General features: G+C 63.8%; 18 protein-coding genes and 1 pseudogene. 14 read left to right on the top strand and 5 right to left on the bottom strand.

Annotation, left to right across the window (positions count from 1 at the left end; all coding sequences use genetic code 11):
* The first annotated feature begins 9 nt into the window (after window positions 1-9).
* The 3 genes from ACVWWD_RS27400 to ACVWWD_RS27390 all read left to right on the top strand — a co-directional run bounded on the left by ACVWWD_RS27400 (window position 10) and on the right by ACVWWD_RS27390 (window position 1697).
* Entirely contained in the window at window positions 10-255 is a 246-nt protein-coding gene (locus tag ACVWWD_RS27400) for a MoaD/ThiS family protein (protein WP_352549506.1), read from the top strand.
* Between the two features lie 335 nt (window positions 256-590).
* A complete protein-coding gene (locus ACVWWD_RS27395) occupies window positions 591-1181 on the top strand; it encodes an ankyrin repeat domain-containing protein (protein ID WP_352549523.1) in 591 nt (196 codons plus the stop codon).
* A gap of 6 nt (window positions 1182-1187) precedes the next feature.
* The gene (locus tag ACVWWD_RS27390) at window positions 1188-1697 is read left to right on the top strand and encodes a YHS domain-containing (seleno)protein (RefSeq protein ID WP_023773602.1); all 510 of its coding nucleotides are present in this window, start codon (window positions 1188-1190) and stop codon (window positions 1695-1697) included.
* Window positions 1698-1709: 12 nt separating this feature from the next.
* Here the strand turns inward: ACVWWD_RS27390 and ACVWWD_RS27385 are convergent.
* Window positions 1710-3888: pseudogene (locus ACVWWD_RS27385) on the bottom strand (tetratricopeptide repeat protein).
* 296 nt (window positions 3889-4184) lie between these two features.
* On the bottom strand, window positions 4185-5144 hold the full coding sequence (locus ACVWWD_RS27380) for an ornithine cyclodeaminase family protein (RefSeq protein ID WP_352549504.1): 960 nt from the start codon (window positions 5142-5144) through the stop codon (window positions 4185-4187).
* 211 nt (window positions 5145-5355) lie between these two features.
* Between ACVWWD_RS27380 and ACVWWD_RS27375 the strand changes: the two genes are divergently transcribed.
* From ACVWWD_RS27375 to ACVWWD_RS27365, 3 genes are all read left to right on the top strand, one after another.
* Window positions 5356-5769, top strand: coding sequence for a DOPA 4,5-dioxygenase family protein (locus ACVWWD_RS27375; RefSeq protein ID WP_457103521.1), 414 nt, complete (start codon window positions 5356-5358; stop codon window positions 5767-5769).
* Between the two features lie 57 nt (window positions 5770-5826).
* Window positions 5827-6138 (top strand): hypothetical protein, encoded by a 312-nt coding sequence (locus tag ACVWWD_RS27370; RefSeq protein WP_457103520.1) that lies wholly within the window; start codon window positions 5827-5829, stop codon window positions 6136-6138.
* A gap of 199 nt (window positions 6139-6337) precedes the next feature.
* Window positions 6338-6481: a hypothetical protein gene (locus ACVWWD_RS27365; RefSeq protein WP_023773607.1), complete on the top strand. Its 144-nt coding sequence runs from the start codon at window positions 6338-6340 to the stop codon at window positions 6479-6481.
* Between the two features lie 70 nt (window positions 6482-6551).
* Here the strand turns inward: ACVWWD_RS27365 and ACVWWD_RS27360 are convergent, their stop codons facing one another.
* Both ACVWWD_RS27360 and ACVWWD_RS27355 read right to left on the bottom strand, forming a co-directional pair.
* The gene (locus ACVWWD_RS27360) at window positions 6552-8762 is read right to left on the bottom strand and encodes a cation:proton antiporter domain-containing protein (RefSeq protein ID WP_457103647.1); all 2211 of its coding nucleotides are present in this window, start codon (window positions 8760-8762) and stop codon (window positions 6552-6554) included.
* A 250-nt stretch (window positions 8763-9012) separates the two neighbouring features.
* Window positions 9013-9705 (bottom strand): DUF2270 domain-containing protein, encoded by a 693-nt coding sequence (locus tag ACVWWD_RS27355; RefSeq protein ID WP_457103519.1) that lies wholly within the window; start codon window positions 9703-9705, stop codon window positions 9013-9015.
* A 262-nt stretch (window positions 9706-9967) separates the two neighbouring features.
* On the opposite strand from ACVWWD_RS27355, the gene ACVWWD_RS27350 reads away from it, so the two are divergent.
* The 8 genes from ACVWWD_RS27350 to ACVWWD_RS27315 all read left to right on the top strand — a co-directional run bounded on the left by ACVWWD_RS27350 (window position 9968) and on the right by ACVWWD_RS27315 (window position 14579).
* Window positions 9968-10699 carry a gamma-glutamylcyclotransferase gene (locus tag ACVWWD_RS27350; protein WP_352549500.1) on the top strand — a complete coding sequence of 244 codons (732 nt, stop codon included), beginning with the start codon at window positions 9968-9970 and terminating at the stop codon, window positions 10697-10699.
* A gap of 96 nt (window positions 10700-10795) precedes the next feature.
* Window positions 10796-11119 carry an ArsR/SmtB family transcription factor gene (locus ACVWWD_RS27345; RefSeq protein WP_023794451.1) on the top strand — a complete coding sequence of 108 codons (324 nt, stop codon included), beginning with the start codon at window positions 10796-10798 and terminating at the stop codon, window positions 11117-11119.
* On the top strand, window positions 11116-11547 hold the full coding sequence (locus ACVWWD_RS27340; protein ID WP_023773612.1) for an SRPBCC family protein: 432 nt from the start codon (window positions 11116-11118) through the stop codon (window positions 11545-11547). The genes ACVWWD_RS27345 and ACVWWD_RS27340 overlap by 4 nt, the downstream gene beginning before the upstream one ends.
* 73 nt (window positions 11548-11620) lie before the next feature.
* Window positions 11621-12013 (top strand): VOC family protein, encoded by a 393-nt coding sequence (locus ACVWWD_RS27335; RefSeq protein WP_023794455.1) that lies wholly within the window; start codon window positions 11621-11623, stop codon window positions 12011-12013.
* A gap of 39 nt (window positions 12014-12052) precedes the next feature.
* On the top strand, window positions 12053-12274 hold the full coding sequence (locus ACVWWD_RS27330; RefSeq protein WP_023773614.1) for a hypothetical protein: 222 nt from the start codon (window positions 12053-12055) through the stop codon (window positions 12272-12274).
* 11 nt (window positions 12275-12285) lie between these two features.
* Complete coding sequence (locus ACVWWD_RS27325; RefSeq protein ID WP_352549498.1) at window positions 12286-12714, top strand: DUF1801 domain-containing protein; 429 nt, start codon at window positions 12286-12288, stop codon at window positions 12712-12714.
* Window positions 12715-12747: 33 nt separating this feature from the next.
* Entirely contained in the window at window positions 12748-13140 is a 393-nt protein-coding gene (locus ACVWWD_RS27320) for a DUF1801 domain-containing protein (protein ID WP_023773616.1), read from the top strand.
* Window positions 13141-13496: 356 nt separating this feature from the next.
* Window positions 13497-14579, top strand: coding sequence for an acyltransferase family protein (locus tag ACVWWD_RS27315; RefSeq protein WP_457103518.1), 1083 nt, complete (start codon window positions 13497-13499; stop codon window positions 14577-14579).
* Window positions 14580-14620: 41 nt separating this feature from the next.
* On the opposite strand, the gene ACVWWD_RS27310 is transcribed toward ACVWWD_RS27315, so the two are convergent.
* The gene (locus ACVWWD_RS27310) at window positions 14621-16603 is read right to left on the bottom strand and encodes a glycoside hydrolase family 127 protein (RefSeq protein ID WP_457103517.1); all 1983 of its coding nucleotides are present in this window, start codon (window positions 16601-16603) and stop codon (window positions 14621-14623) included.
* Window positions 16604-16617 lie beyond the last annotated feature (14 nt).

Here is a 16617-nt window from a genome sequence, read left to right as displayed (position 1 = left end):
CGGCGCGCGATGGTCGAAGTCACGCTTTGGGGCGCGCTCAGCCAGCTCGCGGGAGGCAAGACCAAGGTCGAGGTCGAGGCTAGGGATATCAGGGAGCTGTTCCGCAAACTGGCGGAACAGTATCCCGCCCTGGAGCCGCTGATCGAGAAGGGGATCGCGGTGGCGATCGACGGGGTGATTTACAGGGACACGTGGGCGAAGAAGCTGCCGCCGGGGGCGGAGATTTTTTTGCTGCCGAGACTGGCTGGTGGGTGAGGGAGAGGATGCGAGGTATAGATGTCACCTTCGCGCCCAATGTCAGTCGTTGAGCAGACCATAGTCGCATCCGGAAAGCGGAATCCCAGTGAACGGCTACGTTTGCGGTTGCCGGCCGTCCAATCGCGGAACTAGACAAGTTTGCATGGGGCCGCCCACGACCGGTAGTCGGATTTTCAAGCCAAACCAAAACTGTGGCCCTAGTCGAAGCCAAAGCCCTGCGCCTCTTCCACTTGGGCCGCGTTCGCTATGCCCGGCTGGATCGCACGTCGGCACCCTCCTGGTGAGCCCAAAGGCGCTTGTATGACTCCAAGCTAATATGCTACCACGGCGTTATGCGCGGACTGCTGGCACTGGGTATGCTGGTATTGGCGGCTACAACAGCAGCCGCAGGTGAGCAATTGTTCGAGTCTGTCGCCGCAGGCGACCAGGGCGCCGTGGAGCAAGCCCTGGCAAACGGTGCCGAGGTCGACAGCCGGGCGCGCGACCAGGCAACCCTCCTCATCGCTGCCGCGCTCGACAACCAGCCCGAAATCGCCGAATTCCTGCTGGGCAAGGGCGCCGACGTGATGGCGCGTAACTCGGGCGGCTTTACCCCCCTTCATGCGGCGGCCTTCTCGGGCAGCCTGCCGATCGCCAAGCTGCTGCTGGAAAAAGGCGCGGTGCTCGACGATGCCGTCAATAAGGCGGGCGCAACGCCGTTGTTGGTGGCTGGCGAGGAAAACCACCTGGAATTGGCCGAATTCCTTATTGGGAAAGGTGCCGATGTGAACCATCCCGAGGGGCATGGCTACATGCCGACAACGCGCGCATTCTGGAAGGGCAACACCGATATATTACGACTGTTCAAGCGCCATGGTGCTACCTGCCAGGCCAAGATCCTTGGCGAGGCTAGTGCGGCGAAGTGCGCGGAGATCCACGATTAACGGAGGATGCAGATGAGCACGATGATCAAGTCGCGGCTGGTTCGGAATTTGGGGGCGGCTGCCCTGGTCGCGGCAGCTGCGGTCGCCGGCGCGGGATCGGCCTGGGCTGACGGATCGGTAAACACTGGCTATTTCGGCGGGGTGGCGATCATGGGCTACGATACGGTTGCTTACTTCACTGATGGCAAGGCCGTAAAGGGCTCCGAAGAATTCACTTATGAATGGCTGGGAACACCTTGGCATTTCGCCAGCAAGAAACACCAGGAAATGTTCATGAGCGAGCCGGTCAAGTACGCTCCTCAATATGGCGGCTACTGTGCTGGCGAAGTCGTAGGGGGAGGGGTCACGATTAATGTCGATCCGGAAGCGTTCAAGATTATCGACGGTAAGCTCTACCTGGTCTACGACGTCGGCAATGCGGACAGTTTCGCTGCGCGCGCGGATGAAGAAATACCGAAAGCCGACGCTAACTGGCCGAAGGTCGTCGCCAACCTGAAGCTCGATAAGTATCACTGATACCAAGTCCGCCTACTGGACTACAGTGAAGTGAAACACCTTGCTTGAATTGACAAAGGAATAGCCGTTGACGGCATCGTCGCGGCGTTTGTAGACAGGTCCGCAGTCGGGGCGCCCGAACATATTCTCGCTTAGCTCGCACAACAGGTCGCCATCCAGACGAACAGTCTCGGTGACTAGCCGCGTCGTAGAGCGGAAGGCTGCCTTGCCGTCGCTGCCTATCTGCAGGAAGGCTGGTTGGAGACCGGGCTCAAGCTTGCCTTGCAGCGTATGGCCCAGCACCAACGAGGCGATCTCTTTGCCCTTCAATCGATTCTGCTCGTCGCCGGTAAAGGCAAACGGCCATTCGGGCAAGCCCGCCTGCTGTAACGCGTCGATGATGAGAGCCAAATCCTGCGGACTACGGTACTGGGCACCGTTGAGCCGGTATGCGGACAATGAATCGAACCCCGGTGTCGACATGGCACCCATTCCCTCGGAGACCGCCGCCCTGGCATCCTGAAGGCGGCCGGCGCGAGCGTAGGCGGCACCAAGCGTGATCGTGAAATCTCCGACTGATGGCGCATCGTTGCGGGTGCGTTCGAGCGCCTCGATCGCCTTGTCGTTGCTTCCTTGAATGAGAAAGACCAGACCGGCAATTTGTCGGTTGATGGGTTGAAAGGTTGGGATCGAGCCTGAGAGCTGTCTCGACCGCTTCCGCAGCCTCGGCATGATTGCCAGCGAACAGCTGCACGTATCCCAGGGCTATTTGCGTCTCGGCATCGCCGGGGCCAAGTGCTACGGCTCGCTCAACCGAAGCGATGGCTTCCTCGTAGCGGCGATCCACGACCTGCATGATACCAAGAATCGCGTAAGGCGACGAAAGATCTGGGTCGAGTTGCAGCGCACGGCTTGCCTTCTCATAGGCACGCTTGCGGGCCGGTGCGCTCTGCATGATGTCGTTGAACGATTCGCGCCAGATATAGACTGTCATGCTTGCATCAGCCGCGAAGGCTTCGGCAAAGGCTGGGTCGAGTTGCTCCGCCTTGTCGTAGAGCGTGAGCGCCTCCGGCAGTCCGTTGCGCCGACCGGTCCGTGCTGTCTGCTCTGCACGAAGATAGAAGTCGTATGCTTCAAGGTTTTCGGTCGGCGGACGCGCCATTCGTTCGCTCTCCGCAGCCGAAGCCCGGATGCCAAGGGCCTTGGCGATCTCCCCGCTCATCTCGTCCTGGATGGCAAACACGCCGGCCATGCCACGGTCGAACCGGTTGGCCCATAGATTATCGCCCGTTGCCGCATCGATAAGCTGGGCATTGAGCCGGATCTGATCGCCGGTGCGGCGGACGCTCCCTGTGACGACAAAGCGGACCCCAAGGTCGCGCGCGACGTCTGCCACCGCCGCAGGCTTGTCCTTGTAGGCGAAAACCGAGTTGCGTGCGATGACGTCCAGACCGGAAAGCTTGGTGAGATCCGTGATCAAGTCTTCGGTTATGCCGTTAACGAAATAGTCCTGGCCTTGATCGCCGTCTAGGTTCGCAAACGGCAGCACGGCGACCGATGGCCGCGACGGCAACGACAACTTCTGCCAGGCGAACATGCCGGCAAGCACGGCAACTACCAGGGCCGCGACGCTCGCCAGGATCAGGATGCGCGAGCGCGGCCAGTGTGGCGCGGCCACGACCTTGCCCGCGGCAGCGGGATCGAGCAGCAGCCGATACGCGCGAATCGGATCGGCGATGTTCTTGAGGCGCTGCTCGCCAAGACTGGCAAAGCCGACGTCCACCTTGTGGACGGCATGATCGAACGCTGTTCCGGAGATGCAGACTCCGCCTGGCTCGGCCATCGCCTCAAGGCGAGCGGCGATGTTTACGCCATCGCCGTATAGGTCATTTTCCTCGACGATGACGTCGCCGAGATTGACCCCGATACGAAACCTGATGTGCCGTGGGCCGGAGGGGCCCTGGTCTCGGGCAGCCATCCGGCGCTGAATCGCTGCGGCGCACTGGACTGCATCGACGACACTCGCGAATTCGACCAGTGCCCCGTCGCCCATGAGTTTGACCATGCGACCGCGGAATTCCTTGATCGAAGGGTCGATCAACTCGCGGCGGCAGCTTTTCAGCCGTTCAAGCGTACCGACCTCATCCTCGCCCATGAGCGTGCTATATCCGACCACGTCGGCAGCAAGGATTGCAGTGAGCCGTCGCTCCATACGCTGGTGTCCCACCTCCAAGGGCAAAAGCTTGGCTTGAGAACGTACTCTAGTACTACTTTGATTGCGAGCATGCTTGGCCCCTTGGGGCAGGGGGCAATGCAATCCGTCGGTTTCGTGGCAATTGCCCGGGTGGGGGCAGCTCATAGCCAAAATGGATGCCGCAGAACGATGCCCGGGGGCCCCCAACGAGATCCGATGTTTGAGGTTAAAGGGTCCGCTTTCGTTTTTCCCCTCACCAAAAGCGGACTTACTGCTCGCCCCATCCAGCCACACGGGACGCTCTCCTGCACCGCCTACGCCCCAACCGCCCCAGCCATTTGGGCGCGGCCATACGCCAGCGCAGCCACCGCCAAATCCCCCACTGCCAGCCCCCGGAACACAAACGCCGTCGTCTCGCCCGCGCCCTCCCGCCCCGCAAAGTCCCCACAAACCAGCCCCGTCAAATCTCCGGCAACCAGCGTGGGGTCGACCATTGGCGTGGCCATATTTCTCTCCTGCTCCAAATCGTCGACGATGATGCGGTCGAAGCGGGGCATTGTCTGGGGCAGCCAGGGCAGGGCCTGGTCGGTCATAGCGGCGAAGCTGCCTGGCTTCAGCCAGTTGGCGTTGAGGAAGGGAGCGGGTTTGGGGACCAGGGTTACCGTCGTCACCACCATGTCGGCGCCTTCGATGGCGGCCCTTGCCGTGTCGCATGGGATTGCTTCCAGTCCCCGCGATTGCGCCATTTGGCACAGCGCGTCGCGGTTGGCGGCGCCGCGGCCGAAGGCGCGGATTTCGCGCAAGGGGAAGAGGTCGGCGAATGTCTCTAAATGTCCACGCGCTTGCACCCCGCAGCCGATGAAGGCGACCGAAGACGCATCGCCGCGCGCCATGCGCTTGGCGGCGACGGCGCTCAAGGCGGCCGTGCGTTTCTCCGTCACCCAATTGCCGTCGACCAGGGCAAGCGGCAGGCCTGTCTCGGCGTCGAGCAGCGTGATCAGCGAATTGAGCGTGGGCAATCCGCGCGCGGCGTTGCGGGGGTTGACGACCAGGGACTTCGTCGCCAGCACGGGCGGCGTGGAGGCGACGCCCAGCGTCGCCATGATGTAGCGGTCGTCGCCCGGCAGCACGACCGCCTTCGGCGCGCACCAGACCTCGCCGCGCCGCTGGCCTGATATCTGGCGTTCGATCTCGCCGACCATGTCGACTGTCGAGATCGACAGGCGGTCGAGCAGCCGGGAAGACAGATAGGGCAGGGTTTCGGCGGTGTTCATCTTGTCATTTTCCAAGGGGACGAACAGACTACACGAAGTGCGCGGGGCCGAAAGCCTCGCGGCGCCAGCGGCGTCACCGCATGCCTGGTCGGCGAGAACCGCGTCCGGCCGGTGCCGATCTTCCCGGCGGCTCGAGCGGGCAGTCGGTGACCTTGCCTAAAACCGCGTTCTTGGGCTGAATGGTGGGACATGCCGCGAGGAGGGCATCGAGATGAGCCAAGACAGTCCAAGGCCACTTGCCGAGATCGCCAGCTATCACGCGCATGTCTATTTCGACGGGCAGACCGAGCGGCAGCGGGCCGAATGGCTGCGGCTGCGCATCGCGGAACGATTCCGCGTGCGCCTGGGCAATTGGCACGACAGACAGATCGGGCCGCACGACAAGGCCATGTACCAGATCTCCTTCGCGACCGGGATCTTCGGCGCGCTGGTTCCATGGCTGATGCTGAACCATGGCGGCCTGAGCATCCTCATCCACCCGAACACGAGCAATCCCAAGCGCGACCATCTGGTCGATCCCATCTGGATCGGCCGGCCGCTGGCGGTGCATGGCGACGTGCTTCCAGACGACCATGAGGCGGAAGAGGCGCTGGAACCCAACACCGATCCGTCCCTGCCGCCATAGACCGGCGTCGGTTCCCGCGGGGCATTGCGTGGTGCCGTTGGGTGCGCTTCTATCCTGTTGCGGCAGGGGTTTCGCTACCGGGGCGTGCTCGGCACCGATTGCGGTTCGACCCTTCCGGCGCGCCTGCGGCAGGCGGGCCTGGAGGTCGTCAGCCGCAAGGGATGGCTGGTCGTGCGCTGGGCGCCTCGCTTCACGCGCGACTATGTTCGCGACCTGCTGGCCTGTTTCGCCAGCGTCGCGCCGGGTTATGCCCTGCCTGACGCCGACCGGGCCTATTGGCGGGAGCTGAAGCAGCGGCCGGATCGCTTGCTCGACGATCCCGATTTCTGCTACCGCGAGTTCTTCGTCATGGCGGTCTGCCGGACTTAACGCTCAGCCGCGACGACCGATGCCCCGGCGGCTGCGCGATGCCGCGGGCAAACTCGCTTCCGAGATCCAGACCAAGCCAAGCCGCATTCGCCAGTCATCCACTCAAATGGCCGGCTTTCGATCGAATTTCTTTGCAACCCGTTAATGCGGCCATGCGTCAATAAGCATCTGCTAATTAGCTGATGGCGTGGGGTACGCAATGACCAAGAATCTTGGCAATGGACGCTATGTGCCGCCCAAGGACACAAGCGTCTCCTTCTTCGGCAAGGTCGCGCCGGCGCTGTTTCCGCTCGTCGCGGCGGCGCTGGGCTACATGATCGGGCGGCAGTTCCTCGGCCTGTAGGCGCAATTCCAGGAAAAGTGCGCAGCGCTTTCCCCTGGGGAGTTGCGTATTCCCGTAAGGCCGACAGGCATCAAGCCCCAGTCTCGGCTGCCGCCTCCTCGGCGGCGGCTTCGGTTCGCCGGACGCGGTCGCTGGCCAGAAGCACGACCGGGCAGGCGGCGGCGGCCAGCACCGCGCTCGCCGTGTCGCCGAAGAACAGCTCGTCGCCCGGCCGTTGCGTGACGCCCATCACCACCATGGCGGCGCCCTTGGCTGCCTCCCTGGCGATCGCCTTGTCTGGCGTGGCGCGCGTCCTGATCGCGGTTTCGACGGCGACGCCATAGCGGTCGGCGAGATCGGCGACATCCTTGAGCACGGCCTCCTCGCGGCGGTGCGATACCGAGCTTGGCCGGCTGCCCTTGCGGGCCTGCGAGACATAAAGGACTTTTACGCGCGCCCGGTGCGGCCGCGCCAAGGCGAGCGCGAAATCGGCCGCGCGCCGAGCCACCTCTGTGCCGTTGACGGGAACAAGAATGGTCGCGCCGGCGCGCAGCATCGGCATCTTGCCATCAGCGTTGGCGCCATTCAGCACCAGGCAGAGCGGGCCGTCGAAGCCGCTAGTGATGGCGTTCAGCGTGCCGCTGAAGGTGCCTTCGGCCAGCGCGTTGTCCAGCCCGACCAGCAGCAGGCCGTAGCCCTTGCGGGCTTCCGCCGCGATCGTCTCGGTGGTGGCTTCAAGCTCGGTGCGAGCCGTGAGGTGGACCTTGTCGACGGGTGTATCCTCGGCCTTCCTGACAGCCCTGGCGCTTCTGGCCGCCCCCCTCTTGACCTGCTTGGAGGCCCGCTCGGGACCTTTGTCGCGGGCAGGGCCGGGCAGTTTGCCATCCTTGAGGTGGAGCAGCGTGGTCGGCATGCCGCTGCCGCCGCCGACGAGACCGGCGAGATAGGCGGTGAATTTGCCGACCGGGCTGTCGTCGACGAGCAGCAGCAACCGCTCCAGCTTGGAGACGAAGCCGCGCTCGTCGAGCAGTTCGCGGTCGACGCGCTGCTTTTCGGTGTCGCCGACCGGCAGTCGGCCGAGCGCCCAGCGCAGCATAGGCGGCATGGCCAGCGTGGTGATGACGGCCATGGTGACGATCATGGTGAACAGATTGTGGGAGAGGATGTTCATCGACAGGCCGATCGAAGCGACAATAACCTCGGTCGAGCCGCGCGCGTTCATGGCGCTGCCGACGGCGGTAGACTCCTTCAGAGACATGCCGACCAGCCGGCCGCCGAGAAAGGCGCCCGAGAACTTGCCGATGCTGGCGATCAGCACCAACGCCAACGTCAGCAGAGCCAGCGTCGGGTCGGTAAGCACGGTAAGGTCCGCGGACAGGCCGGCCATGCCGAAGAACACCGGCATGAACAGCGCCGTGATGACGCCGCGCAACTGGCCCTCGATGTGATCTGACAGGATCGGCGATTCCCCGACCAATATGCCGGCGACGAAGGCGCCGAGCACGGTGTGGACGCCGATCAGATTGGTGATCAGCGCCATCACGCCCATGATGATGAGAATGACCGATATGACGGCGTATTCGCTGCGGAAGGAGTCGTTGCTCCAGCGGATCAGGGTGAAGACCAGACGGCGGCCGATGGTGAAGGAGAACACCATGAACAGCGCCACTTCGGCCACCGTGGTGATGAGCGGCAGCACCTGCAGGCTGCCATTGGTGGCGATGCCGAAAGTGATGGCGATGATCAGCCAGCCGATCGTGTCCTCGATGATTGCCGAGGAGACGATGACCTGGCCGAGATTGCGGCGCATGAAATTCATTTCGCGCACCACCATGGCGACGATTTTCACCGAGGAGATCGACAGCGCCGTGCCGAGGAACAGCCCGGCGACGATGCGCTCGCTCGGCTCGGGCAGAAGCGAATCCGGCAAGACCCGCGCCAGCGCGAAACCGCAGGCAAAAGGCAGGACGACGCCGGTGATCGAGATCGAAAAACAGGCCGCGCCCACCCGCCGCACGAGGCGCAAATCCGTCTCCATGCCGGTGAGCAGCAGGAGCAGCAGAATGCCAAGCTGCGAGACGGCATCGATCATGCCTTTCTGCGCCGGATCGGTGGAAAAGATCAGATGCTGGGCGCTTGGCCAGAGCCAGCCGAACAGCGACGGCCCGAGCAGGATGCCGCCGATCAGCTGGCCCATGATCGCCGGCTGCCCGAAGCGCTGGAAGATCTCGCCAAGGCCACGGCCGACCAGAAGCAGGAGCACGATCTCGGCGACGAACAGCCCTTCCGCCGAGCCGCCCATGCCCGAGGCGTGGCCGGCAGGCTGCGCGGCCAGCGCCTGGCTTGCCGGTGCAAGGGCGACAATTGCCAGCGAAAGGGCGGCGGCCATCGAAAGGGCGGCCGCGGGGCCGTGCGACCTTGTTGCCAGTGGGTGGATCATGGGTCCCTTCAAGACGCCGCCGCGGACTGACCATCACAACGCGCGGCTGGGGTTTGCGTTGCAGCCATCCGTCACGAGGTGTTGGCTCGGCATCGAGTTCAGAATATCGAGCTCAGACGTGAACGTCGCCGAAGGAGAGTTCGCCGTCGTCGCCCGCTGTCAGGAAGGCGGCTGCCAGCAGTCCGGCATAGAGGAGGGCAACCGCGGTGACGATGACAACGCCCGAAATGGGGCCGAGCGCCGCGGCGCCGATAGCCTCGCGCATCGTGCCGACAAAGCCGACCGGCACGCCTTGGTCGATCAGGCTCGGGGTCGACAGTTTAAGGATCCAGGCGAGCAGCAGGATCAGCATCATGTGCAGGTAGTTGCGGCGCAAACGGCGCGCCAGCGCCACGCGCTGCGAGACCAGGAATTTTGGCGTGCGCAGGCTCTCACCGAGGATCAGCAGCCAGTCGGAGGCAAAGTCGGGCTGCGGCGAGAAGATCTGCGCGAAATAATGGCGCTCGAACTGGCGCACGCGGGCGCGGTAGACATCGAAGAAGCGGTAGCGACGCGCCTCGATCCACAACAAGAGCAGCACCAGCAGCATGGCGAACAGCAGCACGCCGTGATGGGCGCTGGCCGTCGACAGCGACACCGACAGCATCGCCGCGACAACGGTGATCGCCCAATTGCTGGTGCGGTCGAGGCGGTCGCGCCAGCCCGCCATGCGGGCGATCTCGGCGCGATGGAAATGGGACATCACGGTGACCAGCTCGCCTGGCGAAAGCGGCCTGCCGACGGGCGTTGCCGGCGCATCGTTCATGACTTCCTCCCGGCCGACAACGCTTATGAGGCAATGTCGTTCCGAAGCGCTTGCTTACGGCCGCTTCGCGCCAGCGTAGACCCCATCGCGGTGTTCCGCGACGCGCTGATCGACGGGCTCAAGGTGCCGATGCCGCTGGTGTCATAGGCGTAAGAGCTGCCGCGCGGGATGGCTCAGATGCGGATTCCAGGTCTCGAACGGCTCTGGCTCTTGAGAATCCCCGCGCCTTCGGCAACATGGCTGCCATGGCCAAGGCACGACAATGAGCAAGCCGATTTCCGCCGCACCGCGCAAATCAGCGCCACAAAAGGCGCCGATGGCGCTGACCGAGGCGCTGGTGGCGAGCACCTTGCGCGCAGTGGAGGATGCCGGGCCGGTGCCGGGCATGATCCCGATGACCGATGACGACTATGCGCGGTTTCGCGACGAGATCCTGGCCTCGGCGCCGCCCGGGGCGCTGAAGCTGTTCGCCTATGGCTCGCTGTTGTGGAAGCCAGCGGGCGAGGTGAGGGGCGGTGAACGGGCGGTGGCGCGGGGCTGGCACCGGTCGTTCTGCTTCACGGTGCAGCGCTTTCGCGGCACGCTCGATCAGCCCGGCCTGATGATGGCGCTCGACCGTGGCGGTCAGTGCCAGGGCATGGTGTTCGAGATCGCCGAACCGGTAGCCGCCAATCTGGAAGCGCTGCTGCGCCGCGAAATGACCATCCTGCCCGCCGTCAACGTGCCCCGCTGGCTGCGGGTCAGCACCGAAAGCGGGCCGTGCCTGGCGCTCGGCTTCGTCGTCGATCCCGCCAACCCGCGCTATGCCGGCAAACTGGATAAGCTCTCGGTCGCCGCGACGCTGGCGACCGCCGTCGGCCATTGGGGCTCGGGCGCGCAGTATCTGTTCGAGACCATCCGCCATCTCGACGCCTGCGGCATCCGCGATCGCAATCTGTGGCAATTGCAGGAACTGGTGGCGCGGGAGATCGGGCGTAGCCACGTCCCCATCTAGCCACCACCGTATCAGGACGCTCCAAATCTTCCACTTGACGAACATATATCCCTGTGGTTATACGTTAACCAATAGCCAACGGGTTATCGATTAGCGATGCCAGACGCTCATGACATGCTCTTCAGGACGCTCGCGGACCCGACACGGCGAGCGATCTTCGAGCGGCTGTGCCGCCAGGGAGAGCAGACGGTGGGGGCGCTGACCAGTCAGTCCGGTGTCTCGCAACCGGCGGTGTCGAAGCATCTCGGCGTGCTGAAGCAGGCCGGGCTGGTGCGCGACCGCCATGAAGGCCGCCAGACGCATTACAGCGCCCAGCTTGCCGCGCTGGCGCCGCTGATGGACTGGACACGCCACATGGCCGGGTTCTGGGAAAGCCGGTTCGACGACCTCGAGGATTTGCTCAGAAGGATGGACCAGTGAACGATAGTGCCCAGGAGACCCGCACTGTCGTCGTCGAGCGGGAAATCTTCCATCCTCCCGAAAAACTCTGGCGCGCGTTGACGCAACCGCATCTGATCGAGGAGTGGCTGATGAAGAACGATTTCAAACCCGCCGTCGGCCATCGCTTCAACATCAGCGCCGACTGGGGCGGCGTGCTGGACTGCGAGGTGCTTGCCGTCGAGCCGCACAAGAGGTTGTCCTACAGCTGGAACCTCGCTCATCAGGATCCAGCGTTCGATCTCAGGAGCGTGGTGACTTTCACGCTCACCCCAACGCCAACGGGAACCCATCTGCGCATGGAGCAGGCCGGTTTCCGGCCCGACCAGAAGCGCGCCTATGGCGGCGCCAAGGTGGGTTGGCCGCAATTCCTGGAAAAGCTGGAAGAGCTTCTGGCGCGGACGGACTGAGGCCTCGAACTGAAAGCCATGCAGAAATAGCAAAGGGCGGGTTCTCCGCCGGCAAAACCATGGAGAAAAAGCGATGAAGATCAAACTGACCAGCATCTATGTCGACGATCAGGAAAAGGCGCTTGCCTTCTACACCGGCGTGCTGGGCTTCACCAAAAAAGCCGATTTCAGCAATGGGCCGTTCCGTTGGCTGACGGTCGTCTCGGCCGAAGAGCCCGAAGGGACCGAATTGCAGCTGGCACTGAATGACAACCCGGCGGCCAAGGCCTACCAGCAGGCGATCTTCAAGCAGGGCCAGCCGGCGCTGATGCTCTTCACCGACGACATCAAGGGCGACCATGAGCGCATCAAGGCGAATGGCGGTGCCTTTGCCATGGCGCCTACCGACGTGACCGGCTCGACCATCGCCAAGCTCAACGATGGCTGCGGCAATCTCATCCAGATCACGCAGCTGGCGCGCTGGTAGCGCCCAGCTGGTTTCATGCATTTTTCAAGGGAGGTAACATTGAACTGGAGCAAATGGATCAGGCAAGCGCATCGCTGGCTGTCGATCATCTTCACAGCGACCGTCGTCGCCAATTTCGTCACCATGGCGTTTGGACAGCCGCCGGCCTGGGTGGTTTATTCGCCACTGCCGCCGCTCTTCCTTATGCTGTTCAGCGGCCTCTATATGTTCGTGCTGCCCTATGTTTCCAGGGGACGCAGCGTGCAGCGGGCCAATGGATAGGAGGAAAGCGCATGGCCAAGTCGACCCCGGCCAAGGCTGAGCCGAAGCTGCTTTCCGGCGGCAATCCGCGGATCGCCAAGGGTTATGGCGACGCCCCGGTGCAGGCCTATATCGCGGCGATGCCAGGCAGGAAGCGCGAGATGGGCGGGCGGCTCGACGCGCTCATCGAGCGCGCCGTACCCGGCGTGAACAAAACGGTGAAATGGAACTCGCCTTTCTACGGCGTCGAGGGGAAAGGCTGGTTCCTCAGCTTCCATTGCTTCACCAGATACATCAAGGTGGCCTTCTTTCGCGGCATGTCGCTCGATCCGGTGCCGCCAGGCCAATCCAGGAGCCAGGACACGCGCTACCTCAACATTCATGAGGACGACGCGTTCGACGAGGCGCGGTTCAGCGCCTGGGTGAAGCAGGCCAGCCACTTGCCTGGCGAACGCATGTAAGCGCTCTATTTTTCAGTTCGAAGGAGAACCACAATGACGACCACCGAGGACAGCAAATCTCCCTCCGAGCTGATCGACGGCAGGATCAAGGAATTGGGCGACTGGCGAGGCGAGATGCTTGCCCGGCTGCGCGCGCTGATTCATCAAGCCGATCCCGACGTGGTCGAGACGTGGAAATGGCGCGGCGTGCCGGTGTGGGAGGATGCCGGCATGATCTGCACCGGCGAGACCTACAAGGCCGTCGTCAAGCTGACCTTCGCCAAGGGCGCCGCGCTGCCCGATCCCTCGCGCCTGTTCAATTCCAGCCTCGAAGGCAACACACGGCGCGCCATCGATTTCCAGAAAGGCGAGGAGGTCGACGAGGAGGCCTTCAAGGCGCTGGTACGCGCGGCGGTGGCTTTGAACAAATCCAAGTCCCGAAAGTAATCGTTCATTGCGCATAGAGGTCACGGTCGGCGCTGCCCCTCACTGTCCTGCCGGACATCTCTGCCCGTGAACGGGGCGAGAGGGCTACCGCGAGGCCGATGCTGTTTCCGCAACGCCGGCGATTGGCGAAATCGGCGACAACGGCGTCCCTCGCCCCGTTTACGGGGAGAGGAAGCCGGCAGGCAGGTGAGGGGCGGCGCTGACGGCAGATGATTGCAACGACTTCAACGCGGCGGCCCGCGGACGCTGCCAGCCTCACCGCAAAAACAGCCCCGTTTACGATCTGGGAAGCTTGATGGTGCTAGATCGCGGGACGATGGCTGGCCAGCCGGGCCGGCCGGTTTGGATTCGCCGCCATGAACAGCAGCCCGATGCGCATGCCGTGGGTGGACACGGCCAAAGGCCTCTCGATCATCCTCGTGGTCATGATGTACTCGGCCTACAACACCGGCGAGTATACGGGTGGCGTCGGCTTTCTCCACTATGCCATCGGCTTCGCGACGCCGTTCCGGATGCCGGAATTCTTCCTGATCTCGGGGCTGTTCTTGTCGCAGGTGATCGACCGGCCGTGGCGGCGCTATATCGACCGGCGCGTCGTTCACTACCTCTATTTCTACGTGCTGTGGGCGATCATCTCGATCGGGCTGAAGATCGGCATCTTCAGCCGGGATCCCGCCGGCATGCTGCACGACCTCGCAATGGCCGTCGTCCAGCCCTATGGCGTCCTGTGGTTCATCTACATGCTGGCGGTGTTCGGCCTCGTGGCGAAACTGCTGCGGCAGTTTGCCGTGCCCGCCTGGATCGTCATCCCGATCGCGGCCGGCCTGCAGATGTGGGCGCCGCATCCCGACAGCTACGCGGTCGAACAATTCGCGGCCTATTTCGTCTATTTCTACGTCGGCTTCGTCATGGCGCCGCTGGTATTTCGGCTCGTCGAATGGACGCAACCCCGCCCGGCGGTGGCTGTCGCCGGGCTCGTCCTTTGGGCTGTCGTCAATGGCCTGCTGGTCTATTCGCCGGGCTATGCCATGCAGCCGGTCGGCATGCAGATGGGGCTGGCGGCATGGCCGCCGCTGCATCTCGTCCTGGCCGTCGCCGGTGCCGTGGCGCTTTGCGTGCTTGGCGGTGTCCTGTCGAAATTTCCCGCCATGGAATGGCTGCGCTGGCTGGGTGAACATTCGCTGGTCGTCTATGTCGCCTTCACCATCCCGATGTCGCTTTTTCGCGGCGCGGCGCTGGCAAGCGGCCTGCTGACCGACACGGGCATGCTCAGCCTGGCGGTGCTGCTGGTTTCGATCGTCAGCCCCGTCGTGCTTTACTTCATTGTCCAGCGCGTCGGCTTCGGCATGTTCTTGTTCGAGCGGCCGGCCTGGGCGCATATCGACGGCAGCGCCGCGAAAGCGGCGCCGAAAAAGCCGCTGACCGCCGCCGCCCAGTAAAGCCGGACATAACCGGCCGCCCCACGGCGTTGCCGCAGGCATCAACCGTCGCGCAGCCAGACCAGCATCTCGCCGGGCTCGCGGTTGTCCCAGGCGAAATAGGGGATGGCGGTCAGGCGGGTCTCGACCTTGGCCGGTGGCTCGGAGCGATAAAGGCCGTCCTGCCAGCCATCCCCGGCATCGGCTTGCGCCGTGGCTGAAAGCGTCACCACGCCGCCCAGCAAGTCCGGTTCGTCATGCGCCTCGATGCCGGCCGTGCGCGGCAGGGTCAGGCGATGCAGGCGATTGTCATTGTCGGTCGCCTCGACGCAGTAGATCAGCGGTCCGCGCGACAGCGCGACGCGGCCGGCATCCTGCCGGACCGCGGGATTGGCATAGAGCCGTTCGATCGGCATTTCGAGATCGAGCCTGACACGGTCGCCCTTGTTCCATTGGCGCCGGATCGCGGCGTAGCCGTCACTGGTCAAATCCTGGAGGTCGACCGTCTCGCCATTGATCTCGAGCTTGGCCTTGGAGCTCCAAGCCGGCACACGCAGGTGCAGCGTGAACTCTACCGGCGCCTGCGGCTCGACCCTGATCTCGACGGCGCCGTCCCAGGGATAGCGGCTCGCCTGCACCAGCGTCACCGGTGTGCCCGCTATGTCGAAGCGGGCGGTGGAATCGCCATAGAGATGAACCGCCAGCGCGTCGTCCGCCAGGCTGTAGAAATAACTGCCGATGGAGGCGACCATGCGGCCGATATTCGGCGGGCAGCAAGGGCAGCGGTGCCATTTCCAGCGGTTGTGCTTGCCCCGGCTTTCCAGCGGGTTCTCGTAGAAGAACAGCGAACCGTCGAGCGACAGGCCCGAGATCGAGCCGTTGTAGAGCGCGCGCTCCATCATGTCGGCGTAGCGGGCGTTCGGACCCATGCCGAGCATGCGGCTCGCCCAGAACACCAGCCCGACAGATGCACAGGTCTCGGCATAGGCGGTTTCGTTGGGCAGGTCGTAGTCGCTGGTGAAGCCCTCATTGTGTGCCGACGGCCCGAGCCCGCCGGTGATGTAGAGGTTTTTGGTGGTGAGGTCGTCCCACAGCCGGTCGAGCGCCACCCGCAGCGTGTCGTCGCCATATTCGGTCGCGATGTCGGCCATCCCTGAATAAAGATACATGGCCCGCACCGCGTGGCCGACGACCTTGTCCTGCTCGCGCACCGGGACGTGCGACTGGCTGTATTCGTAGGTCTTGAAATGATAGGCCCTCGGGTCGGCGCCACGGGCGCGTGCCTCCTCGTCGAAATAGTGCGGCTGCTGGCCGCGCTGGTCGATGAAGTATTTGGCCAGTTCCATGTACTTTTGTTCGCCCGTCACTCGCGCCAGCTTGACCAACGCCAGCTCGATCTCCTCATGGCCGCAATAGCCCTTTTTCTTGCCGGGCTCGGGCCCCAGCACCGAAGCGATGTGATCGGCGTAGCGGCACATGATGTCGAGCAGCTTGCGCTTACCCGTCGCCTGGTAGTAGGCGACCGCGCCCTCAATGAGGTGGCCGGCGCAATAAAGCTCGTGGCAGTCGCGCAGATTGGTCCAGCGCTTGCCCGGCTGGATGCGCTGGTACCAGCTGGAGAGATAGCCGTCCTCCTGCTGCAGCCTGCCATACATGTCGATGACGGCGTCGATCTTCTTCTCCAGTTCGGGATTCTTGCGCCGGTAGAGCGAATAGGCCGCGGTCTCGATCGTCTTGCCGAGGTCGGAATCCCAAAACATCTGCGTGGTCACCGTCGAGCCGGTGAAGCCGGCGGAGGCCGCCTCGTCGGGCGAGGGCGAGTGGAACGGAATGACGACGCCCGGCGAGGGCCGGTCCGGATCGATCTGCTCCAGCATGCGCGCCGCCACGCAGCGTTCGTAAAGGATGTCGGCGGTGCGTGTGGCAACCGCCTCGGCGCGGTCGCCCCAGAAGCCGCGCACGTCGACCTGCGGCACCGGCAGCGGGCGGAAGGCGAGTTTGGGCTGGAACGCTTTGGCAGGCCTGGCGGATGGCGATGCAGTCATGAACTTACTCCATT

The organism is Mesorhizobium sp. URHB0026, from assembly GCF_054059755.1.
This window is presented reverse-complemented; position numbering and strand designations above follow the sequence as displayed.